Source organism: Phytohabitans houttuyneae (genome assembly GCF_011764425.1).
Lineage (GTDB): Bacteria > Actinomycetota > Actinomycetes > Mycobacteriales > Micromonosporaceae > Phytohabitans > Phytohabitans houttuyneae.
This window is the reverse complement of sequence record NZ_BLPF01000001.1, coordinates 1,347,600-1,368,230: the sequence shown is the minus strand read 5'-3', so window position 1 is coordinate 1,368,230 and position 20,631 is coordinate 1,347,600. Positions and strand designations below refer to the sequence as shown.

Sequence of the window (20,631 nt, the reverse complement as noted above, 5' to 3'; positions counted from 1 at the left end):
TTTATGGTCGGGGGATGAGCATGGGACTGCGGTCCGGACAGGTGGCGGCGGCGGCCGGGGTCAACCTGCAGACGCTGCGGTACTACGAGCGGCGCGGCCTGGTCACCGAGCCGGCCCGGACCAACGGCGGGCACCGGCTCTACCCGCCGCAGACGGTGACGTTGCTCCGGGTCATCAAGACGGCGCAGCGGCTCGGCTTCACGCTCGACGAGGTGGCCGAGCTGCTCGACGCCGCCACCCACCGCCACGGCCACCGGCCACGCGCGGTTTCCGGTTCGCGGGCCAGGGCCGGCACGCGGCCGCCGGCCGAGGCGGGGTTGCGGGCCCGGGCGGAGGTCAAGCTCGCCGAGGTCGAGCGGAAGATCGCGGAGCTGCTCGTCATCCGCGACACCCTCCGCGAGGCGGTCACGGCCGGCTGCGACGACCTGGTCGCCTGCGCGGAGGCGTCTGGCTGCCCGCTGCCGTTCGAGGGCCTCGCCGTCGTGCCGAGCACCGAAGACCAGGCCGGCTGCTGCGGTCCCGCACGATCGGAGCCCTGACCCCGGGTCGCGTGCAGCGGCAGGAAGCCGGCACCCCGGGTGGTGCCGGCTTCCCGTGGGCGTGCGCCGGTCGCCGCGCCGATGTACGCCCGGGGCCGCCGCCCGAGTAGCGGCGGCCGTCATTCGTTAGGCGGGTACGTTCCACTTCTGGTTGGCGGCGCCGGTGCAGGTCCAGATCTGCAGCCGGGTGCCGTCGGCCGAGTTGTTGCCGGTGGCGTCGAGACACTTGCCGGCGTACACGCTGGTCAGGTCGCGTCCCGCCGTGTACGTCCACTGCTGCGACGCGCCGCCGTGGCAGTCCCACAGGTGGGTCTGTGCCCCGTCGGCCGTGCTCGGGCCGGCGATGTCCAGGCACTTGCCCAGCGCGCGGATCGTGCCGTCGGTGCCGCGGGTCCACTGCTGCGCGCCGGTGCCGTTGCAGGTGTACAGCTGGACCGCCGCGCCGTTGGCGGTCGAGGCGCCGGCCACGTCGACGCACTTGCCGGCCAGGCCGGTGATCTGCCCGGTGCTCCCACCGCCGCCACCGCCGCCGGACTGGGTGCCGGTCCAGGTGAACGTCGCGGTGGTGCGGGCGGGCAGCGTGTACGTGAACGACTGGTTGCCCCAGTTGACCCGGACCGACTGCGAGCCGGTGCCGCCGTTGTGCGCGATCAGCGCCTTGGAGCCGTCGGTGTTGCGCCACGCCACGTTCTGCACGGCTGTGTTGTTGGAGTCGATCCGCTGCGCGCCCGGCCGTACGAACTTGGTCAGGTGGCCGGTCGTGTAGTACTCGATCGTGTTGTCCACCTGTCCGGCCCGCGACCCTCCCTCTTGGACGGTGACGAGGCCGGTGCAGGTACCGCAGCCGCCGTTGTGCGGGCCCATGTTCTGGTTGAGCGCCAGGCTCCACTTGACCAGGCTGCCGCTCCAGTTACGCGCGTAGTTGACGATGTCGTTCAGGTCCTCGTTGTGCTGGTTGCCGACCCACGTGCCGCCGGAGTGCTCGGTCGAGAACTGGCGGACGTTCGGGTACTGGTTGCGCACCTGGGTACCGACCGCGGGGTCGCCGAAGTACCCGTGCCACGCGATGCCGCCGAAGAGCGGGTCGTTGCGGACCGCCGCGTCGGCGAGGATGCCGGAGCCGATCTGGCCGTAGTCGCCGTAGTTCCAGTCGTGGATCAGCACTTTGGTGGTGATGCCGGCCGCGCGGAACGCGGGGTAGAGGTGGTTCTTGGTGAACTCGGTGAGGCCGGAGGCGTTCCAGCTCATGCCGGGGTAGTTCATGGCGGTCGGGTTGCCGGCCTGGCAGCAGTTCGGCTCGTTCTGCACCGAGACGTAGTCGACCGGGATGCCGGCGGCCTGGTAGCTCTGCACGTACCTGACGAAGTACTGGGCGTACATCGGGTAGTACTCCGCGCGCAGCCAGCCCATCTGGTCCATGCGGCCGTTGTCCTTCATCCAGCCGGGTGCGCTCCACGGCACGCCCTTGACCCGCAGCGCCGGGTTCAGCTGCTTGGCCTGCTGGGTGAGCAGCCGCACGTTGGTGTCGTAGCCGTTGGCGCCGAAGTCGTTCAGGTCGCAGCAGGTGTCGTCGAGCGACACGTTGCCGGGGCGGGACAGGTCGGAGGCGCCGATCGGGTTGCGGACGAACGACAGCCCGATGCCCTCGGTGGGGTGGAAGAGGCGGCGCATGACCGCGTCACGGGTGGCCGCGCTGATCGGGCCGCCGCGGAAGAGGTACGCCGTCGTGTCGGTGATCGACGCGCCGCCGCCCTCGAAGGTCTGGTAGCGCACGTTCTCGTTCACGGTGATGGTCTGGTTGGCCGAACCGCCGGCCGGCCCGAACGCGATGGCCGCCTGCTGCTGCAGGCCGCGCGTGACGCTGCGGCCGCCTCCGTCGGAGGTGGTGGTCAACCAGATGTTCACCTGCTCGCCTGCGGCGTGCGCGGACGGCGACAGCACGACGGTGCCGGCCACGGCGGCGATGAGCGTGGCCGCGCCGGTGGCGGCGGCGAACATCCGCCGCCCGCGGACTCCTGCTCTGGGCATGAAGGGATCTCCCTCGCTAGGGATGGTCTCGCCTGGCGCTCCCGCCAGGCGACGCCGGACATGGGTGTGCGGCGTCAGACCCCCTCACCGGCCCGGTGCAGCGGCGCGGCGATGGCCTCGGGTGGGTCCAGCGCCCGCTGCCGCGAAAAACCCGGTGACGCGACAGCGGTAACGGAAATGAAACACCTACTGTGGCATGAGTGTCAATATGTAACAGCCGTGGGGTGCCGGCTGTCGATCAGGGACTTGGTGGGCGTGTCGCCGGCGCGCCGCGCCCACCAAGTCCCTGATCAACTCCGCGCGGGCGCGGGCGCGGGGCCCGTCGAGCCGCGGACGACCAGCTCGGTCGCCAGCTCGACATGCAGGGCGTCGAGCTTGTGCGCGTCCAGCAGGCGGATCAGGAGGTTGACCGCCATCCGCCCCATCTCCTCCAGCGGCTGGCGGACCGTGGTCAGCATCGGCTGGGTGGCGCGGCTGACCTCGATGTCGTCGAAGCCGGCCACCGACAGGTCGTCCGGCACGCGCAGGCCACGCTCGGCCGCCGCGCGCAGCGCGCCCACCGCCATCTTGTCGTTGAACGCGACCAGCGCCGTCGGCGGCCGCGCCAGGTCGAGCAGCTCGCACGCGGCCCGGTAGCCGTGCTCGGTGGTCGGCTCCACCACGAACCTGACCAGCTCCGGCGCGGGCAGCACGCCGACGTCGGCGAGCGGCGCCACGTATCCCGCCTGCCGGTGGTCGGTGACCAGCCAGTGCCGTGGCCCGCCGATGATGCCGACCCGGCGGTGGCCCAGCTCGACAAGGTGCGTCATCAGGCGGCGCGCGCCGGCGAAGTGTGCGGCGGAGACCGCGGGCACGTCGCGCGGCGGCGGGGTGCGCGGGTCCACGACGACGAAGGGGAACCGCTGGTCGCGCAGCCGCTCCAGCGCCTCGCCCGGCTCCGGCGGCAGGATCAGGATGGCGCCGCCGACACCCGTGCGATCGGTCAGGCCGGGCAGCACCTCGGCGTGCTGCGCCGCCTCGCCGGCGTTGAGCACCAGCGGCCGGCCGTGCACCTCGAGGGTCTCGGCGACCGAGGAGACGATGATGCCGAAGTAGTCGGTCAGCACGTACGGGCAGCGCACGTAGACGGCTCCGCCGGCGGGCTCGGCGTCGGCGCGGCGGCGCGGCGTGTGCTGGCCGAGCCGCCCCATCGCGCGGAGCACCAGGTCACGGGTGTGCGGTGCGACGTTCGACCGGCCGTTCATCACCCGGGACACCGTGGCGATGGACAGGCCGGTCTCGGCCGCGACGTCCCGCACCGTGACGCGGGTGCCTCGCGTTACACCGCTTTGTTTCATGGTGTAACAGCATACCGGCGCTCGGAGCCCGCGGGCGGCCTGCCGCGGCGCCTCATCTGACGGTGAGCACCGTCGCCTCCTCGTGTACCACTGTGGACACGTCGAAGCGGGCCCCGAGCATCCGCGCCACGTAGTCGACGTCGTCGACGAAGGGCACCGGCAGCATCGACGCCGCGTCGGGCGCGGCGTGCGAGGCGACCAGCACGATCCGGTCGGCCTTGCGCAGTCCCTTGGTGACCAGCAGGCTCAGGTCTTCGGGCATGAGGAAGCGCCACAGGTCGACGTTGACGAACTGGGCGAACTGCCCCGTGCGGAAGTCCTGGAGCATCAGCCCGAGCCGGTGCCAGTTGGTCTCGCTGATCGGCGCGTCGTGGTCGAAGGTGTGCGAGCCCGGGCCGAGCGGCAGGCGGGACACCCCGTACCCCGCGACGAGAGCGCGCTCGCCGATGCCCGTGCGGACGTCGGCCGGCAGCACGTCCGGGCGCCCCAGCCCCGCGCTCCGGCAGGCGGCCACCGCGTCCGAGTACAGCCGCACCTTGCCCATGACCTGGCCGAGTGTGGCGGGGCTGTGCATCGCCTCGAGGTCGTAGCGGGGGTGCTTGCGGGCGATGTACCGGATGTTGTCGAGCGTGCCGAGCAGCTCGCCGGTCGGCCGGTAGTGCGGCATGTGGTACGCGATCGCCTGCGGGTCGCGGGCGAAGAGGTCGGGCGGGCAGCCGTGGTGGTGGAAGACGCGGTAGAACAGCTCGCTGTCCTCCAGGCCCCACTTGACGATCGCCTCGTCGAAGCCCCCACCGCGTCGAACGTGGCCTTGTCGAGCGAGGTGTTGTGGGTGAAGCCGAGCAGCCACGGCGCGCGCTCGAAGTCGAGGCGGTGCTGCGGGTGCGCGGTGTGCCCGTCGCGGGGGTCGCCGCGGTACGCGTCGAGCATCGCCGGGGTGGGCGTCTGGCCGCGCAGCAGCGCGCCCGCGCCTGCCCAGTCGATGTCGAACCGCTCGCCGAGCAGCACGCCGGGGCGGCCGCCGCGGCGGTCGTGGTACGCCGCGTGCCGCTCCAGCAGCGCCGGATGGGCGACAGTGTCCGCGTCGACGAACACGACCACGTCAGCGGTGGCCCGCGCCGCGCCGGCGTTTCGCCCGGCCGAGCGGCCCCTGTTGCGCTCGGCGCGCACGCAGGTCACGTTGAGCCGGTCGGCGTACTTGTCGACGCCCGGCGCCAGCGGCACCGGTGAGCCGTCGTCGTTGACGATCACCTCGAAGTCCTCGGCGGGCATCGTCTGCCGCGCCAGGCCGCCCAGCGTCAGGTCCAGCAGGGGAGCGTTGTCGTACGCCGGCACGACAACGCTCAACCGGAACCCACCCATGTGCACCCGCCCTCTCGCTAGCCGTGCGCGCCCAGCGATCGACGAGCCTAGTTCGATGGACTCTAGGATCGGTCGGAATCCGGTCTGGCTCCCGCGCTATAGTGACGCCAAATTTGGGGCTGCCTCAAGATTTGGCGAGGGCGATGGGACTGCGCGAGCAGAAAAAGGAGCAGACCCGGCGGCTGATCACCGAGACCGCCTGGCGCCTTTTCGCCGACCGCGGCTTCGACCAGGTGTCGGTGGCGGAGGTCGCCCGGGAGGCGCAGGTCGCCGAGACCACGGTGTTCAACTACTTCCGGACCAAGGAGGACCTCTTCTACTCCGGCCTGGAGGGGTTCGGCGCCGAGCTCGTCGACGCGGTGCGCGACCGCGCGGCGGGGGAGTCCGCGCTGGTGGCGTTCCGCCGCCTCGTGCTCGGCGCGCAGGGCATGCTCGCGCGGGTCGCCGAGGGTGACGCCGAGGCGCTGGCCCGCGCCCGCTCGGTGATGGCGATGGTCGCCGGCAGCCCGCGCCTGCGCGCCCGTGAGCAGGAGGCGCTCGCGACCATCGCCGACGGGCTCGCCGAGGTGCTGGCCGCGGAGGGCGGCGACGAGCTCACCGCGCGCGTGGTGGCCAACGCGCTGGTGGGCGTCCACCGCACGCTGATCGAGTACGTGCGCCGCCGCGTGCTCGCCGACGACGAGGTCCTGCGCTTAGCCGCCGACGTGCGCGCGCGCGGCGAAGCGGCCTTCGCGCTCCTGGAGACGGGGCTCCGCGACTACGCGGTCCGCTGACGGCTGTCGATCCGGGACTGCTTAGCACATCCATCGAAAGATTTGGTTAAGCCTATTTACTGTAAGGTTTCTTTACCTTATGTTGATGGGCACCAACCCGAGCGGATCCCCCGAAACAAGGAGGATTTCATGCGAAGACGCATCACCCTCCCCTGCTCACCGTTGCCGCGATCGTGGCCTCGCTCCTCGTGGGCATCTCGCCGGCGCAGGCGCATGGGTACATCTCCTCGCCGCCCAGCCGGCAGGCGATGTGTGCCCAGGGCCGCGTCGCGAACTGCGGCGACATCGTCTACGAGCCGCAGAGCGTCGAGGCGCCCAAGGGCTCAATGCAGTGCAACGGCGGCGGCAGCCGGTTTGCGGTGCTGAACGACAACAGCCGCAACTGGCCGGCGACGTCCGTGGGCCAGAGCGTGACGTTCAGCTGGGTGCTCACCGCCCGGCACGCCACCAGCACGTGGGAGTACTTCGTCGGCGGCACGCGCATAGCCGTGTTCGACGACGGTGGACGCCAGCCTGCGGCGAACGTCTCGCACAACGTGAGCCTGGGCGGGCGTTCCGGCCGGATCACGGTGCTCGCCCGGTGGAACATCGCCGACACCGCCATGGCGTTCTACGCCTGCGTCGACCTGCAGGTCGGCAGCGGTGGCGGCAACCCGCCGCCGACCACGCAGCCGCCCGCTCCCGCGTGCGGCACGCCGTGGAGCGCCAGCGCGGTCTACACCGGCGGCGCGATCGTCTCGCACAACGGCCGCCGCTGGCAGGCGCAGTGGTGGACGCAGGGCGAGACGCCCGGCACCACCGGCCAGTGGGGCGTCTGGCGCGACCAGGGCCCCTGCGGCTGACGACCCTTCCCCCGAGTTGACCAGGGAGTTCGTGGGCGTGTCTTCCGGCGCGCCGCCTCACGAACTCCCTGATCAACCGCAGGTGCCGAGTGGAGGCGGGATGCGAGCGCTTGCGCTTGTGGTGGTTCTGGCGGTGGGCGGGTGTGGCGCGGAGGCCACCACCGGTGGGGCGGCGACGCCTCCCGCGCCGGCGGCCACCAGCGCGGCCGCGTTGCCGGCCACTGTGGACGGTGCGCACAACGCGACCGACACGATGTTCCTGCAGATGATGCTCGCGCATCACGAGCCGGCCACCGCGCTGCTCGCGCTCGGCAAGGGCAAGGCGACCCGCCCCGAGGTGCGCGGCCTGGCCACCGAGCTCGCCGCCGCGCAAGCCGCCGAAGCCCGCACGATCACCGGGTGGCTGCGGGCGTGGGGCGAGCCGCTCGTCTCGACCGCCCACGCCGACGCGCACGCGGCGCACGGCGGGCTGCCCGCGCTCGGCGACAAGGAGATCGCCGAACTCGGCACGATGCCCGGCGCCGACTTCGACACCGCGTTCCTGAACATGCTGATCGGGCATCAGCACGGTGCCGTCGAGCTGGCCCGCATGGAGGTGACCGGCGGGCAGAACCCACAGGTCAAGGCGCTGGCCGCCCGCACCGACGAGACGGTGCGGGCGCAGATCCAGCAGCTGCTGCGGATGGTCGCGGGCTAGCCATCTTCGCGGTCGGGGCGAGGTGCGACCGTGCTAGCCGTTTCAGAAGGTCCAATTCGAAGCAGGTCCGGACCACCGCGGGCGTCGCGGTAGCTCACGTCTCGTTTGGGTTGGATTTTTACCAGGTCGAGTTCGTCACGCCCGTGCCGAAGATGATCTGGTCGAACTGGTTGCCGTCGTTGTCGTCGGTGTACGCGACGCTCACCTCGGACCACGGCGAGGCCGCGACCGCGATCTGCTCCTGCCGGCCCGCGGTGGCCTGGCTGAGCACCTGCGCGCCCAGCCGGCCGGTGCCGGTGCCGTCCGGGTTGCGGCCGGTGATCCACACCTGCGGGTCGGTGCCGCCGACCGACCACGCCAGCGCGACGTTGCCCTGGTCGTCGATGCCGATGCCGGGCGCCACCCCGCTCGACGCCACCTCCAGGTCGGTGTGGCGCGGGCTCCCGGCCGCCGCGAACGATCGCACCCACACACCGGCCGACTCCCACGCCACCGCGAAGTCGCCGGCGTAGTTGGCCGCCACCGCGGGCCGTTGCTGCTGGCCGGCGGTCTGTGCGTTGGCCAGCCGCCGGGACAGGGTCACGGCGCCGTTGGCCCGCGCCAGCCTCACCAGGCCGATGTCGCCCGCGTTGCCCCACGCCACCAGCGCCTCGCCCGAGGGGAGCGCGGCCACGTCCGGCCGCCGGTGGTCGCCCGTGGTCTGGCTGGCCACCACCTCGTACGCCTTCGTCGCGGCGGCGGTGTAACCCGCGGCGCGTACCGTGGCCGGGTTTGTGCCCTGGATGTCTTCCCACACGACCGTGAACGCGACCGCGCTCGTGCTGCCCGGCACCCCGTCCGGGTCGACCGAGACCTTCGGGAAGACCTGCTGCCCGTCGGTGTTGGCGTTGGCGCGGCCGGAGGCGAGCACGGTGCCGGTGGGGGAGACCACGCGGTACGGGACGTTGTAGTAGCCGTTGCCGTCCGGGTCGTCGGCCCACACCACGACCGCGTTGCCCCGGTCGTCGAGGCCCACGTCGGGCGTGACGTGCTTCCACGCCACGCCGCTCGTGCCACCGCCGGAGAGCTTGAGCTCGTACACCGACGTGCCGTTGCGGTACAGGCGCAGGAAGATCTCGGAGTGCGCGTCGTCGGCGGGCGCCGTGGTGTCGCGGTCGTCCTCCCACACCACGGCCACGTGACCGTTGCGGTTGGCCGCGATCGAGGGCACGTCCTGGTCGCCGGTGGCGACGCTGTTCGCCGCCGACCAGGTGACGCTTTCCACGCCGAGCATCAGGATCGCCGTCGCGACTGAGATGATCGACATTTCACACCGCCTGCAGGCCGGGCTGGCCGTCGAGGATGACGAACGAACGCAGCGTGGAGACCGCGGCCCCGTGCTCGGTCACGCTCCCCACCGTGCGGAAGTCGGCCCGCACCTGGGTGCGGGAGACGGTCGTGCGCGTGTACCCGCGGCGGTCGGAGTAGAAGCGCAGGTGCGGGTTGGTCGCCACATCCGGGATCGTGGTGCTGCCGGAGCCGTCGCCGCCCGACGAGATGGAGGTGCACACCAGCTCGGTGCCGACCGTCGCCGAGCTCGGGTTGGCGTAGTCGGCCTTGAGGTCGTTCGCCCACGCCCGGTGCACGTCGCCGGTGAGCACCAGCGGGTTGCGCACACCGCGCTGCACCCAGCCCTGCTGGATCCGCGAGCGGGACGCCCGGTAGCCGTCCCACCCGTCCATGCTGGCCGCTCCCGCGGCGTCGAACCGGCGGGCGAAGAAGACCTGCTGTCCCAGCACGTCCCAGGTGGCGGAGCGCTGTGCCAACCCGTTCAGCAGCCACGTCTCCTGCGCCGAGCCGGTCAGCGAGCGGGAGGCGAGGTCGGCGTCGGCGCACACCTTCCACCCGTCGCCGCACGCCTGGTCCGAGCGGAACTGGCGGGTGTCGAGCATGTGGAACGTCGCCAACTGTCCCCAGTGGACACGCCGGTACAGCGGGATGCTGTTGCCGCTCGGCGCCGCGGACGGGCGCAGCGGCATGTTCTCGTAGTACGCGCGGTACGCGGCGGTGCGCCGTGCCGTCCACTGTGCCGCGGTGAGCGCCGGGCTGCTGTCCGCGCGCGTGTTGGTGGCGAAGTTGTTCTCCACCTCGTGGTCGTCGGGCACGACGAGCCACGGCGCGGCCGCGTGCGCGGCCTGCAGGTCGGGGTCGGACTTGTACTGCGCGTACCGCCGCCGGTAGTCGGCCAGCGACACGGTCTCCGCGCCGGCGTGCTCGCGGATCGAGCCGGCCGTGGTGGCGTCCTCGTAGATGTAGTCGCCGAGGTGCAGCACCAGGCCGGGAGCGTCCTCGGCCATCCGCCGGTACGCGGTGTAGTAGCCGGACTCGTAGTGCGCGCAGGACGCGAACGCCATCACCAGGTCACGCCCGAACGTGCCGGCCGCCGGCGCGGTGCGCGTGCGACCGACCGGCGAGACGTGCCCCTGCGCCCGGAAGCGGTAGAAGTAGTCGGCGTCCGGTGCCAGCCCACCGGCGACGACGTGGACCGAGTGGGCGTCGGCGTAACGGGCGGTCACCGAGCCCTGTGCCACGAGCGTGGTGAAGCGGTCAGTGGTCGACACCTGCCAGTCGACGACCACGTCGGCGTTGGCCATGCCTCCCTGCCCGTCGGCGTTGAGGGGGACGGGGGCCAGCCGGGTCCAGAGCACGACGCTGTCGGGCGCCGGCTCGCCGGACGCGATGCCGAGCCGGAACGGGTACGGAACGGCGGCGACTGCCGATCGGGTCGGGAGGGTGGTCGCGCTGGCGACCGCGAGGCCACTGAGGACGAGGGTGCGACGGGAGAGCTTCCTCATGCCATGACTTTGATTGGCATGGATGAACGAGGCAAGGCCCCCCAGTGAAAATTTCCGCCGTACGCAACGGCCTAGCGGGCTTTTTCGCGCACGTCCCTCGTGTATCGGTGGCAGGGCACCGGAATCGGCCCGTCCTCGCTCGCCGCCGGGTAGTCGAACGCCCCCTCGTCGGTCCAGCCGCACCGCTCGTAGAAGCGCCGGGCACGCGCGTTGCCCGTTGCCACCGCGAGCCAGGCGCGCGCGTGCCCACCGGCCGCCACGAGCCGCTCGGCCGCACCGAGCAGGTCGGCGGCGACGCCGCTGCCACGGTGGTCGCGGGAGACGTACACCTGCTCCACCTCGTCGCCCACCACCATCACGAAGCCGGCCACCTCACCGCCGCGCAACGCCACGGTCGTGTCGCCCACGCGCTGCACCGCCCGCTTGTGAAACGACTCCTCCGTGCGGATCGCGACCAGCGCGGCGGGCACGTGCCCGAGGTGGCCGTCGCGCCAACCGTGGTACCAGATTTCGGCCACGGCGCCCGCGTCGCAGGCTTCAGCAGGTCGGATGGTCATCCGCCGAGTCTAGAGACCTTTCAGGGTCGGGGTGCGCAGGTCCGTCCTCAATGCGGCACCGCCCGACGCGGCCTGGTGCGGGCGGCGTTCACCGTCGAGATCTCGACGGTCATTCCAAGAGATTTGGGCTACCGCGGACATCGCGGTAGCCCGGATCTATCTCAATGTGAACCTGACGTTCGCAGTCACCCTGACCGCGAACGGTGTCTAGATAGCCGGTCGCGCAGCAGTACGGGCGTCGCGGGGTCGGTGTTGTCGACGAGAACGTCGGCGCGTTCGGCCGGGCGGACGTCCGTGACGTAGCGGCGCTCGGCGGGCAGGTACTTGGTCCGGTAGCGGCGTTCCGCCTCGGCCGCGCCACCCATCCGCTGGTGGTCGCGGGCCACGCCGCGCTCGAGGACCACGTCGAAGCCGACGTGCAGGTAGATCCGCAGGTCCCAGTGCGGGTCGAGCTCGGGGCGCTGCAGGAAGATGCCGTCCGCGAGCAGGATCGCGCCGCCGGGCGCGCGGGTCGTGGGTGCGCCGGGGGCGGTGCGGTACTGGCCGTCGCCGGCCGGGCCCAGCGGCAGCAGCAGGTCGGCGCGGATCTGGGCGGGGTCCCAGGTGTCCAGGTAGTAGCTCTCCGGCGTGTGCGGCGGGTACGCCGTGCGCGTGCCCGCCGGTTTCGTGAAGTCGTCGACGCTGGCGCGCAGCACCGGGCGGGTCGTGCGGGTGCGCAGCGCGGCGGCAAGCTCACCGGCGAGGGTGGTCTTGCCGGCGGCGGAGCAGCCGTCGACCGCCACGCGCACGGGATGTGGCCGCGCCACCGCGAGCACGCGGCCGGCAAGAGTCTCCAGGAGCAGGGTGCGGGCGTCCACGGGCGCGATCATCCCAGAAGGTGGCGGCCGGCACGGCCGGGCCGTGCGGGGAGGCTTCCGCACGGCCCGGCCCACCCCCCGTTGGGTTATTTCAGCTCGACCGAGGAGAGGTCGATGACGCCGACCCAGTCGGTCTTGATGGGCTTGAGCCGGTCGGAGATGCCGGACTGCTGGGAGACCGCGACGATCGGCATCGACGGCACCTCGGCGTCCACGATCTTGATGGCCTCGGCGAACTTGGCGTACGCCTCCTCGACCGTCGCCGCCTTCGTGCCCTCCCCGTACAGGCGGTTGACGTCGGCGTTGTCGTACTGGCCGTCGTTGGAGGCGGCGCCCTTGACGTAGAGCGGGCCGACCCAGTTTTCCGCGCTCGGGTAGTCGGCCTGCCAGGCGGCGCGGTACGGCCCGGTCATCTTGCGCGCGTTGATCAGCTGGCGGAAGTTGCTGAACGTCGGTACGCCCTGGGCCACCGCGTCGATGCCCAATGTGTTCTTCACGCTCTGCGCGACCGCCTCCATCCAGTCCTTGTGGCTGGCGTCGGCGTTGTAGGAGAACACCAGCCGGCCGCTGAAGCCACCCGCCTTCTGCAGCAGCGCCACAGCCTCCTCCTTGTTGTACGAGCAGGCGGTGCAGGCGAACTGCTCGGCGCCCGGAGTGCCGGGTGCGGCCCAGCTCGTGGCCGGCTTGCGGCTGTTGAAGAAGACCTTGGAGGCGATCTCCTCGCGGTTGATGGCGAGGGAGATGGCCTTGCGCAGGTCGGGGTTCTTGAACCGGGCGTCGTAGATGGGGAACGAGATCATCTGCTGCACCGGGATCGCGATGTCGATCGCCCGGTCGCCGAGGTCGGACTTCCACTTCTCACCCGCGAGGCTCACGACGGGCACCTGCTGCATGAAGTCGAGGTGGTTGGACTGCAGGTCGGCGTAGGCGGCGGTGTCCTCCTGGTAGAGCTTGACCGTCACCTCCTTGACCTTGACCTTGTCGGCGAGCGTGTACTCGTCGAACCGGGCCAGCCGGATGTCCACATCGTCCTGCCAGGAGACGAACTTGACCGGCCCGTTGCCGATCGGATTGCGCCCGAAGGTGTCCGGCCCCTGCTGGAAGAAGACGTCTGGCATCGGCGAGTACGCCGCGAAGCCCAGCTTGCTCTTGAAGATGGAGAACGGTGCCTGGAGCTTGATGGTGAACGTGTAGTCGTCCACCGCGGCGAGGCCGGACATCGTCTGCGCCTTCGGTTCCGGCGCCTCCTGCGGCCCTTCGCCGTCCGGGTCCTCCGGGTGCACGTCGGCGAAACCCTCGATGTCGCTGAAGAAGCTCGCCTGCTGCTGCCCGTTTGTGGAGAGTGCGGTGTAGTTCCACGCGTCGACGAAGTTCTTCGCCTTCACCTCGGTACCGTCGTGGAACTTGGTGCCCTTCTTGATTTTCACTGTGTAGTTCTGGGAGTCGGTCGTGTCGATCGACTCCGCCACCGCGTTCTCCGGCTCGCCCCCGCCCGGCGGGTACGTGATCAGGCCGGTCCAGAGGTGGTCGACGATGTTGCCACCGCCGGTTTCGCTGGTGTTGCCGGGCACGAGACCGACCTCCGGCTGCGTGCCGTTGATGGTGATGGAAGCGTTGGCCGTGGCGTCCTCGTTGCCGGTATCCTCATCTCCACCACCGCTGCAGCCCGCCGCGACAAGCGACACCGTCGCGATGGCGGTGAGCGCGAATGCGCGCTTCGACCGATGCATCTTGTGCATCCTGTCGACTCCTTCCTGATTCAGCCCGCAGTTGTCCGCGCCGCGCAGGGGGGTATCTGGCGCAGCGGGCGGGCGTTATGGGGTTTGTGGGGTCTATGGGGACAGGTGCTCCTGCCGTCTTTCTGATGGACGCCCCAGCCCGTCCGACGGGTTGTCGCCGATTTCCGCGCTAAGGGCAGGATGTGGGCGTGGACACACCGGCGGCTGAGGTCGACATCGACGCAACACTCGTGCACAGGCTCGTCCGAGCGCAGCATCCCGACCTCGACGGACCGCTGCGACTGGTCGCGAACGGGTGGGACAACGTCATCTACCGGCTCGGCGCCGACCTGTGCGTGCGGCTGCCGCGGCGGGCCGTCGCCGTCGACCTGATCCGCCACGAGCAGCGCTGGCTGCCCGCCCTCGCCGCGCGCACCGGCACGGTCGTACCCGCACCGGTCCGGGCCGGCGTGCCCGGCGAGGGGTACCCGTGGCCGTGGTCGATCTGCCCGTGGTTCGAGGGGCGGCCGGCCGTGGACGTGCCGCCGCCCGAGCGCGCGCCGGCCGCCGCCGAACTGGCCGAGTTCCTGGCCCGGCTGCACGGGCCAGCGCCCGCCGGCGCGCCGGCCAACCCGTGGCGCGGTGTGCCACTCGCCGCCCGCGACCCGGCGGTCCGCGAACGCCTCGCCGGCCGGCCCGACCTGCTCGCACTCTGGGAGCGGCTCGTGTCCGCGCCGGTTTGGGCCGGCCCGCCGTACTGGCTGCACGGCGATCTGCACCCGGGCAACCTCGTGCTGGCGCCCTCCGCGCCGGCCCGGCTCGCCGCGGTTATCGACTTCGGCGACCTCACCGCCGGCGACCCGGCGACCGACCTGGCCGTCGCGTGGCTGGCCTTCGACGCGGCCGGACGGGCCGCCTTCCGCGCCCGCTACGACGCGCTGACCGGCATGGACCCGGACACGTGGGTACGCGCCCGCGGCTGGGCGCTCAACCTCGGCACGGCGATCGGGGCGCAGTCAGCGGACAACCCGCGGATGGCCGCGGTCAGTGTGCATGCCCTCGCGGAGGTGCGGTAGCCGGCCTTCGCAGCACCGCCGCCAGGGAGATCGCGGAAACCACCGCCCAGGTGCCCTCCAGCAGGAGGAAACCCCAGGACTGGTGGCTGAGTGCGATCACCGCGAGGACGGCGGAGCCGGCGAGGTTGAGGATGACGTACGGCCGGGAGCGCCCGTCGAGGCGACCCATCTGCGCACCGGCGAACGCGGTCAGGATCAGCAGCGAGCCGCCGATCTCGATCAGATCGATGAGAGTCATAGTCGTGTGCGCGCCGTCTTTGCCGGGCCGGGTACGGCAGCGCTCTCGTCCGGGACGGTCGCGAAATGGCGCCGCCGTCCATCAGCCTAGCCCGCACCGCCGGCCGGCGCCCGCACCGGTGTGCAGCCTCACCAATTGACCAAGTCCTATTCCTGAGATCGAATAGACGCGCGGGAAGTGCCGGGTCGCCTCACCGCCGTGGGAGGTGAGGCGACCGTGGGACCTCAGCCCTGCCCGACGACCGCGTCCGGGGTCACCCGCACCCCGGCCGCGAACGCGGCGAGCGTCGCATCGCCCAGCCCGAGCGCGGCGTCCGCCTGGACGACAAGCGTGCGGCCGTCGCCGAGGTCGACGGTGAGGATCGACGCGCCGGACCCGACCGCGAGCCGGCCGAGGCGCGCTCCCACCGCCACCTGCCGGCCACCCCCGGCCGCCGTCTCGGCGGTGTCCGACAGCATCACGGTCAGCTTGCCGGCGAAGCCGTGGCTCGGCGCGGCGCGCTCCGGGCGGAACGAGACCGCCGGGCGGCTCACCACGTCGGGCACCAGGCCGGGCGGCACCGACTCGAACGTGAACGGCCACCTGACCGCCACCTCGCCGGGCACGAGACCGGCCGCGAACCGCAGCACCTCCTCGCGGGTCGCCTCCCCGTCGGCCTCCACGCGCAGCCACCGCCCGCCCGCCGCCTGCCAGGTGACCGTCCAGCCGCCGCGCCCCAGCTCCAGCGTGGCCTTCCGGTCGCCCACGACCACGTTGAACAACTTCGGCGGCACGTCCCACTCGGGCGGAGCCGGGCGCTCGTCGTGGACGGCGACCGTGAGCCACCGCCCGGCGCCGCCGTCGAAGCGCAGGCCGGGCACGCCGGCGGAGAGCTCCGCGATCGGCGCGCCGTAGCCGGGCAGCGACACCCCCGGGGTGAACGGGAACGGCGGCACCGCCGGCGCCACGGCCGAGGGTGCACCGGCGTCCACAGCGGACGGCGGCGCGGGCGTCCACAGCCGGGCGGCGGCGGGCAGCGCGAGCAGCACCGCCGCGGCCGCCACCGCCACACCGGCCGCCTGCGCGCGCCGGCGCCCCCGGTGCGCCCGCCCGCGTGCCGTGCGTACCAGGTCGGTCGGGGGCGCGACCGCGGCGGCCCGGTCGGTGAGCGTCACCCGGACGAGGTGCTCGATGTCATCCACTGCGATCCTCCGCGGTCAGGTGCTCGGAGAGCCGCGCCCGCAGCGCGCCGAGCGCGCGGAACGCGTGCACGCGCACGGTCGCCGGGGCACAGCCGACCAGGTCGGCGATCTCCGGGTCGGGCAGGTCGAGGTAGTAGCGCAGGACGAGTACCGCCCGCTGCACGCGGGGGAGCGTGCCGAGCAGCGCCCACATCTCGTCGCGCACCGCCACGTGCTCGGCCATCAGCCCCGGGTCGGGGTGCTCCGGCACGTCCGCGACGACGGCCTCGGTGCTGGCCCGGCGGCGGCGCCACGACAGGTACTGGTGCAGGATCGCGCGCCGCACGTACGCCTCCGGCGGCTCGGTGCGCGCGATCCGGCTCCACCGGCGGTACACCTTGGCCAGCACCTCCTGGAGGATGTCCTCGGCCAGGTGCCGGTCGCCGCACATGAGGTAGCCGAACCGCAGCAGCGCCGGGCCGCGTGCGGTCACGAATTCGTCGAACGAGATCATCGCCCTCCCCACCGGTACACGCGGCGGGGCGCCCGATCGGTTTCAATCCGCAGGTCAAGGGCACTACGGTCCCTCGGGGATCGGGTCGTCGTACGAGCCCGCCGGGCCCTGGTAGAGCCGCCCGGCGCGCAGCGGCCACCCGTACGCGACGCAGCCGTGCAGGCCGAGCGTCTGCTGCTGCATGACCGGCGCGGGCCGCCCCGGCCCCGGGCACTTCTCGTGGCCGTGGCCGAGCCGGTGACCCACCTCGTGGTTGACCAGGTACTGCCGGTACGCGTCGAGGGGAGCGCCGTACCGGGGCACGCCGTGCACCCACCGCGCGACGTTGAGCACCACCCGCTCGCCGTTGCGGCATGAGGTGTACCCGTCGTCGCCGGGACACAGCGCGTCGCGGGTGCCGGGTGTGGTGAGGTAGACGGTGAAGTCGTACGGCGAGCCGCTGCCCACGCGCTGCAGCCGCCACCGGCCGTTTCCGGTCCAGCTGCGCGGGTCGGAGAGCGTGCGCGTCACCTCGGCGGCGAACGCGTCCGGCTCGATGTTCCGGATGCCCCGCTCCACCGCCACGCGGTACCGCATCAGCTGGCCGGACCGCCCCGCGACCGGGCCGCCGCCGGCGGCGAAGCGCCACGTCCCCTCGCCGCGCGCCACGTAGGTGATCTCAGGCGGCGGTGGTGGCGGTGAGGGCGACCCGGTCGGGCTCGGCGCGTGCGTGGGCGGTGGCGGCGTGGCCGGCGCCGCGGACGGTATCGCCCGCCCGGGCATCCCGGCACGGACCGCGAACACACCCGCCAGCACCGCGCCGCACGCCACCAAGGCCACCGCGATCCGCCCACCCCGCATGCCTTGATCACGACACGGGGGCCGGCCGCCGTTTCAGCAGGCGCGGCCGCCGTCGCAGAGCCGCTCGGCGGCGGTACGGCCGAGGCGCTGGAGGATCGAGCGGCCCCGGCCCGCCTTCACGACGAACTCGGTGACCAGGTCACCCTGCCGCACCAGCACGTGCGTCACGGCCGAGCCGCCGCCGAAGTAGGCCGCCACGAGCAGCGCCTGGTCGCCGGCGAACCCGTGCCGCGCCACGCTGATCGACCGCCCGGTCGCCGGCCGGCACGCCCCGATCCGCTCGCTCAGCCGGCGCAGGTAGCGGGCCGCGTCGCCGGGGCGGTAGCGGGCCACGTACTGGAGCACGCTGTCGCCGGCCTGCGGGCTGCCCCGCACGAGGCTGCGCTGGTGCTTGTCGGCCGGCTCCGGCGTGCCGTCACCGGCGGGGCAGTGCAGCAGCGACGCGCTCGCCTCCACGGTCCAGTCACCCGAGCCGGCGGCGGCCGCGATCCGGTACCCCGAGCCGATGTCCTCGGGCTGCAGGAACTGCTGCGGGGTGATCGGGCCGGTGGCGGGCTGGGCGCCGGACGCGGGTGGCGGGGTGGCGCGGGGCGAGGGAGCGGCCGCGGGCGTGTGGTCACAGGCGGCCAGCGCCACCGCCGCCGCCACGGCCACGAGCGCGCGCCTCACCCGTCGAAGAACCCGGCCACCGCTTCGAGGAAGCGGTCCGGCTCGGTCGCGTGCACCAGATGCCCGGCCGGGATCGTGACCAGGCGGCCGCCGGGCATCCGCGCGGCGAACTCGTACATCGTGCGGTGCGGGAGGTGGCTCGCCGGGCCGCCGGAGATGACCAGCGTGGGCGTGGTGACCTCCTCGGTCCGGGTCCACCAGTCCGGGTCCGGCGCGTTGAGCTGGCCGATGATCGCGGGCCGCACGGCGAAGTCGTAGGGCAGCGGGCCGTCCGGCCGCGCAGGCACGGGCAAACCCAGCGGCACCGGCGGCGGCGCCTCCTCCAGCACAAGCCGGCTCACCCGCTCGGGCCGGTCCAGCGTGATCAGGTACGCCACCGCGCCGCCCATCGAGTGCCCGACGAACGAGGCCCGCGCCAGCCCGAGCTCGTCCATCAGCGCGAGCACGTCGTCGCGCATCAGCTCCAGCGAGTACTCGCCGGGCCACTCGCTCTTGCCGTGGCCGCGCAGGTCAGGCGCGTACACCCGCCATGTTTTGGAAAGGATCGCGGCCGTGCCGCCCCAGGTGGAGGAGTCGGTGGCGCCGCCGTGGAGAAGGATGATCGGCTCGCTCTCGGGCGAACCCCAGCTTCGGTAGTGCAACCGCGCTGCCGTCACAGGCCCCAAGACTAGCCGGGGCATCCGGTCCCCGGTGTACCGTCGCGCCGCGTACCGCTCCGCCAGCCCCGGCGCGACCGACGCGGACAACCGCTACGCCGCGCGGCTGATCGGCTCCCCGCCGCCCCCGGACTTCGCCGAGCTGTCGGCCCGCGTGCGCGCCTCGTGGACGTCCTTCGCCGCGGCCGGCGACCCCGGCTGGCCCCGCTTCGACCCCGCGGACCCGCACCCCACACCTCTGGGCGTGATCTGCGCCGCGCCGGGCCGGTTTTCGTCGGCGGGGCGGCCTACGCTCGGGGACGTGGCGATCATCGAGGTCCGTACCTACCGGCTCGTCCCAGGCACCCGCGACGACTTCCTGCGGGTCATGCGGGAGGTGGCGTTGCCGCTGCTCGGCGAGCACGGGATCAGCGTGGTCCGGTTCGGGCCGTCGCTCGTCGACGAGGAGGGGCACGAGGAGGCGTTCCTCGTGCGGCGCTTCGCCTCGGTCGAGGAGCGGGCGGCGCTGGAGGACGCGTTCTACGGCGGCGACGCGTGGCACAAGGGCCCGCGGGAAGACGTCGTCTCGCGCATCGAGACCTATCACACGATCGTGATCGACGTGCCCGACCAGGTCGCCGACCTGCTGTACCAGCCGCTCTGACCGATGGGCGGCTTCCGGTCGATCACCGCGTTCGTGCCCGAGCAGGCCAGCACGCTCGGGCTCGGCCTGCTCTCGGCCGTCTTCGGCGACCGCACACACCTTGGGCTGCCGGCGTTCGACCTCACCTTCTGCACCGACCGCCCGGGTAGCGTGACCACCGACGTCGGGCTGCGACTAACCGTCGAGCACGGCGTCGACCGGCTCGCCGCGGGCGACCTGGTGCTGCTGCTGCCGGGTGACTCGTTCCGCGGCGAGCCGTCCGCCGAGGTGAAGGCCGCGGTCCGCGCCGCACACGCGCGGGGTGCCATCGTCGCCAGCCACTGCGTCGGCTCCTGGATCCTCGCCGCCACCGGCCTGCTCGACGGGCTGCGGGCGACCACGCACTGGCGGCTGGCGGGGGAGTTCGCCGCGCGGTACCCGAAGGTGCGCGTCGAGCCGGGCATGCTCTACGTCGACGAGGGCCGCCTGATCACCGGCGCGGGCGCGGGCGCGGGCACCGACCTCTACCTGCACCTGATCCGCCGCGAGCACGGCGCCGCCCTGGCCAACGCGATCGCCCGCGACATGGTGGTGCCGCCACACCGCGACGGCGGCCAGGCGCAGTACATCCAGGCGCCCGTCCCCGAGAGCGGCGACGACGCCCGGCTCGCGGCGGCCCTCGCGTGGGCCGCGGACAACCTGCACCGCACGGTGCCGGTCGAGGAGCTGGCGGCGCGGGCGCTGATGAGCCCGCGCACGTTCGCGCGGCGCTTCAAGGCGTCGACCGGCACCACGCCGCACGCCTGGCTGTTGCGGCAGCGGCTCGCGCGGGCCGAGGAGCTGCTGGAGGAGACCTCACTGTCCATAGAGGAGGTCGCGCGCCGCGTGGGCTACGCGAGCGCGACCGTCCTCCGCGAGCAGTTCCTCAAGCACCGCGGCGTGCCACCCCGCGAGTACCGCCGCGCCTTCGCCGCCGGCTAGCGCGGGAGTCTCTCGCGGTCAGGGGCGGCCTTCAAAAGATCCAACCCAAAACGATAGATGTGAGCTGCCGCGATGTCCGCCGTGGTCCGGACCGTTGCTCCCGCGGCCTCACCCTCCGCGGTCGCCGAGCTCAACCCAGGAGCCCCGCTTCGGCAGATCTTGGCAAGTTAGCGTCGAAATAACGCGCCAACTCACCAAGGTCTCGGCTGCGGCGCCGCTTGCGTCCGACGGATGGTCACTGACGGTAGTAAGCCCTCCAGGACGGCGCCGCATCGTGGGCGGACTCAGCGCGGCGGTCCGTGACGGTCGATGCGGAGCAGGCCCTTGGGTT

Annotated in this window: 20 protein-coding genes, 2 pseudogenes and 1 riboswitch; of the genes and pseudogenes, 7 read left to right on the top strand and 15 right to left on the bottom strand. The window is 72.5% G+C overall.

What is annotated here, in order from left to right:
• Positions 1-14: 14 nt before the first annotated feature.
• Complete coding sequence (locus tag Phou_RS06345) at positions 15-539, top strand: MerR family transcriptional regulator (protein ID WP_173054378.1); 525 nt, start codon at positions 15-17, stop codon at positions 537-539.
• Positions 540-665: 126 nt separating this feature from the next.
• Here Phou_RS06345 and Phou_RS06340 read toward each other — a convergent pair whose 3' ends face one another.
• The 4 genes and pseudogenes from Phou_RS06340 to Phou_RS52235 all read right to left on the bottom strand — a co-directional run.
• Entirely contained in the window at positions 666-2,567 is a 1,902-nt protein-coding gene (locus tag Phou_RS06340; RefSeq protein ID WP_173054376.1) for a ricin-type beta-trefoil lectin domain protein, read from the bottom strand.
• Positions 2,568-2,857: 290 nt separating this feature from the next.
• The gene (locus Phou_RS06335) at positions 2,858-3,904 is read right to left on the bottom strand and encodes a LacI family DNA-binding transcriptional regulator (RefSeq protein WP_173054374.1); all 1,047 of its coding nucleotides are present in this window, start codon (positions 3,902-3,904) and stop codon (positions 2,858-2,860) included.
• Positions 3,905-3,956: 52 nt separating this feature from the next.
• Positions 3,957-4,754, bottom strand: a complete 798-nt coding sequence (locus Phou_RS52240) for a glycosyltransferase family protein (protein ID WP_246273311.1) — start codon at positions 4,752-4,754, stop codon at positions 3,957-3,959.
• A 236-nt stretch (positions 4,755-4,990) separates the two neighbouring features.
• Positions 4,991-5,266: pseudogene (locus tag Phou_RS52235) on the bottom strand (glycosyltransferase family 2 protein); the annotation flags it as partial.
• A 143-nt stretch (positions 5,267-5,409) separates the two neighbouring features.
• On the opposite strand from Phou_RS52235, the gene Phou_RS06325 reads away from it, so the two are divergent.
• The 3 genes and pseudogenes from Phou_RS06325 (at position 5,410) to Phou_RS06315 (ending at position 7,578) form a co-directional block, all read left to right on the top strand.
• Positions 5,410-6,039, top strand: a complete 630-nt coding sequence (locus Phou_RS06325) for a TetR/AcrR family transcriptional regulator (protein WP_173054372.1) — start codon at positions 5,410-5,412, stop codon at positions 6,037-6,039.
• A 129-nt stretch (positions 6,040-6,168) separates the two neighbouring features.
• Positions 6,169-6,881 (top strand): annotated as a pseudogene (locus Phou_RS06320) (lytic polysaccharide monooxygenase).
• 100 nt (positions 6,882-6,981) lie between these two features.
• Positions 6,982-7,578 (top strand): DUF305 domain-containing protein, encoded by a 597-nt coding sequence (locus Phou_RS06315; RefSeq protein ID WP_173054369.1) that lies wholly within the window; start codon positions 6,982-6,984, stop codon positions 7,576-7,578.
• 118 nt (positions 7,579-7,696) lie between these two features.
• Here the strand turns inward: Phou_RS06315 and Phou_RS06310 are convergent, their stop codons facing one another.
• From Phou_RS06310 to Phou_RS06290, 5 genes are all read right to left on the bottom strand, one after another.
• On the bottom strand, positions 7,697-8,884 hold the full coding sequence (locus Phou_RS06310) for a hypothetical protein (protein WP_246273304.1): 1,188 nt from the start codon (positions 8,882-8,884) through the stop codon (positions 7,697-7,699).
• A gap of 1 nt (position 8,885) precedes the next feature.
• Positions 8,886-10,412, bottom strand: a complete 1,527-nt coding sequence (locus Phou_RS06305) for an alkaline phosphatase D family protein (RefSeq protein ID WP_173054367.1) — start codon at positions 10,410-10,412, stop codon at positions 8,886-8,888.
• A 71-nt stretch (positions 10,413-10,483) separates the two neighbouring features.
• Positions 10,484-10,969 (bottom strand): GNAT family N-acetyltransferase, encoded by a 486-nt coding sequence (locus Phou_RS06300; RefSeq protein WP_173054365.1) that lies wholly within the window; start codon positions 10,967-10,969, stop codon positions 10,484-10,486.
• A 185-nt stretch (positions 10,970-11,154) separates the two neighbouring features.
• On the bottom strand, positions 11,155-11,826 hold the full coding sequence (locus Phou_RS06295) for a nucleoside/nucleotide kinase family protein (protein WP_218578808.1): 672 nt from the start codon (positions 11,824-11,826) through the stop codon (positions 11,155-11,157).
• A gap of 86 nt (positions 11,827-11,912) precedes the next feature.
• Positions 11,913-13,565 (bottom strand): peptide ABC transporter substrate-binding protein, encoded by a 1,653-nt coding sequence (locus tag Phou_RS06290; protein WP_246273303.1) that lies wholly within the window; start codon positions 13,563-13,565, stop codon positions 11,913-11,915.
• Between the two features lie 188 nt (positions 13,566-13,753).
• Here Phou_RS06290 and Phou_RS06285 point away from each other — a divergent pair, with 188 nt between their 5' ends.
• On the top strand, positions 13,754-14,620 hold the full coding sequence (locus tag Phou_RS06285; RefSeq protein WP_173054361.1) for an aminoglycoside phosphotransferase family protein: 867 nt from the start codon (positions 13,754-13,756) through the stop codon (positions 14,618-14,620).
• Here the strand turns inward: Phou_RS06285 and Phou_RS06280 are convergent.
• The 6 genes from Phou_RS06280 to Phou_RS06255 form a co-directional block, all read right to left on the bottom strand.
• The gene (locus Phou_RS06280) at positions 14,589-14,858 is read right to left on the bottom strand and encodes a CBU_0592 family membrane protein (RefSeq protein WP_173054359.1); all 270 of its coding nucleotides are present in this window, start codon (positions 14,856-14,858) and stop codon (positions 14,589-14,591) included. The two genes, Phou_RS06285 and Phou_RS06280, sit on opposite strands and share 32 nt — an antisense overlap.
• A gap of 7 nt (positions 14,859-14,865) precedes the next feature.
• Positions 14,866-14,936, bottom strand: a riboswitch (guanidine-III (ykkC-III) riboswitch).
• 146 nt (positions 14,937-15,082) lie between these two features.
• Positions 15,083-16,039, bottom strand: a complete 957-nt coding sequence (locus tag Phou_RS06275; RefSeq protein ID WP_173054357.1) for a hypothetical protein — start codon at positions 16,037-16,039, stop codon at positions 15,083-15,085.
• Positions 16,032-16,532 carry a SigE family RNA polymerase sigma factor gene (locus Phou_RS06270; protein ID WP_173054355.1) on the bottom strand — a complete coding sequence of 167 codons (501 nt, stop codon included), beginning with the start codon at positions 16,530-16,532 and terminating at the stop codon, positions 16,032-16,034. Before Phou_RS06270 ends, Phou_RS06275 begins: the two co-directional genes overlap by 8 nt.
• 63 nt (positions 16,533-16,595) lie before the next feature.
• Positions 16,596-17,372: a DUF3152 domain-containing protein gene (locus tag Phou_RS06265; protein ID WP_246273302.1), complete on the bottom strand. Its 777-nt coding sequence runs from the start codon at positions 17,370-17,372 to the stop codon at positions 16,596-16,598.
• 33 nt (positions 17,373-17,405) lie between these two features.
• A complete protein-coding gene (locus Phou_RS06260; RefSeq protein ID WP_173054353.1) occupies positions 17,406-18,041 on the bottom strand; it encodes a hypothetical protein in 636 nt (211 codons plus the stop codon).
• The gene (locus Phou_RS06255; RefSeq protein ID WP_218578805.1) at positions 18,038-18,697 is read right to left on the bottom strand and encodes an alpha/beta fold hydrolase; all 660 of its coding nucleotides are present in this window, start codon (positions 18,695-18,697) and stop codon (positions 18,038-18,040) included. Before Phou_RS06255 ends, Phou_RS06260 begins: the two co-directional genes overlap by 4 nt.
• Before the next feature lie 34 nt (positions 18,698-18,731).
• On the opposite strand from Phou_RS06255, the gene Phou_RS52230 reads away from it, so the two are divergent.
• A complete protein-coding gene (locus Phou_RS52230) occupies positions 18,732-19,340 on the top strand; it encodes a hypothetical protein (protein ID WP_246273301.1) in 609 nt (202 codons plus the stop codon).
• A gap of 3 nt (positions 19,341-19,343) precedes the next feature.
• Complete coding sequence (locus Phou_RS06245; RefSeq protein WP_173054349.1) at positions 19,344-20,300, top strand: GlxA family transcriptional regulator; 957 nt, start codon at positions 19,344-19,346, stop codon at positions 20,298-20,300.
• The last annotated feature ends 331 nt before the right edge of the window (positions 20,301-20,631 follow it).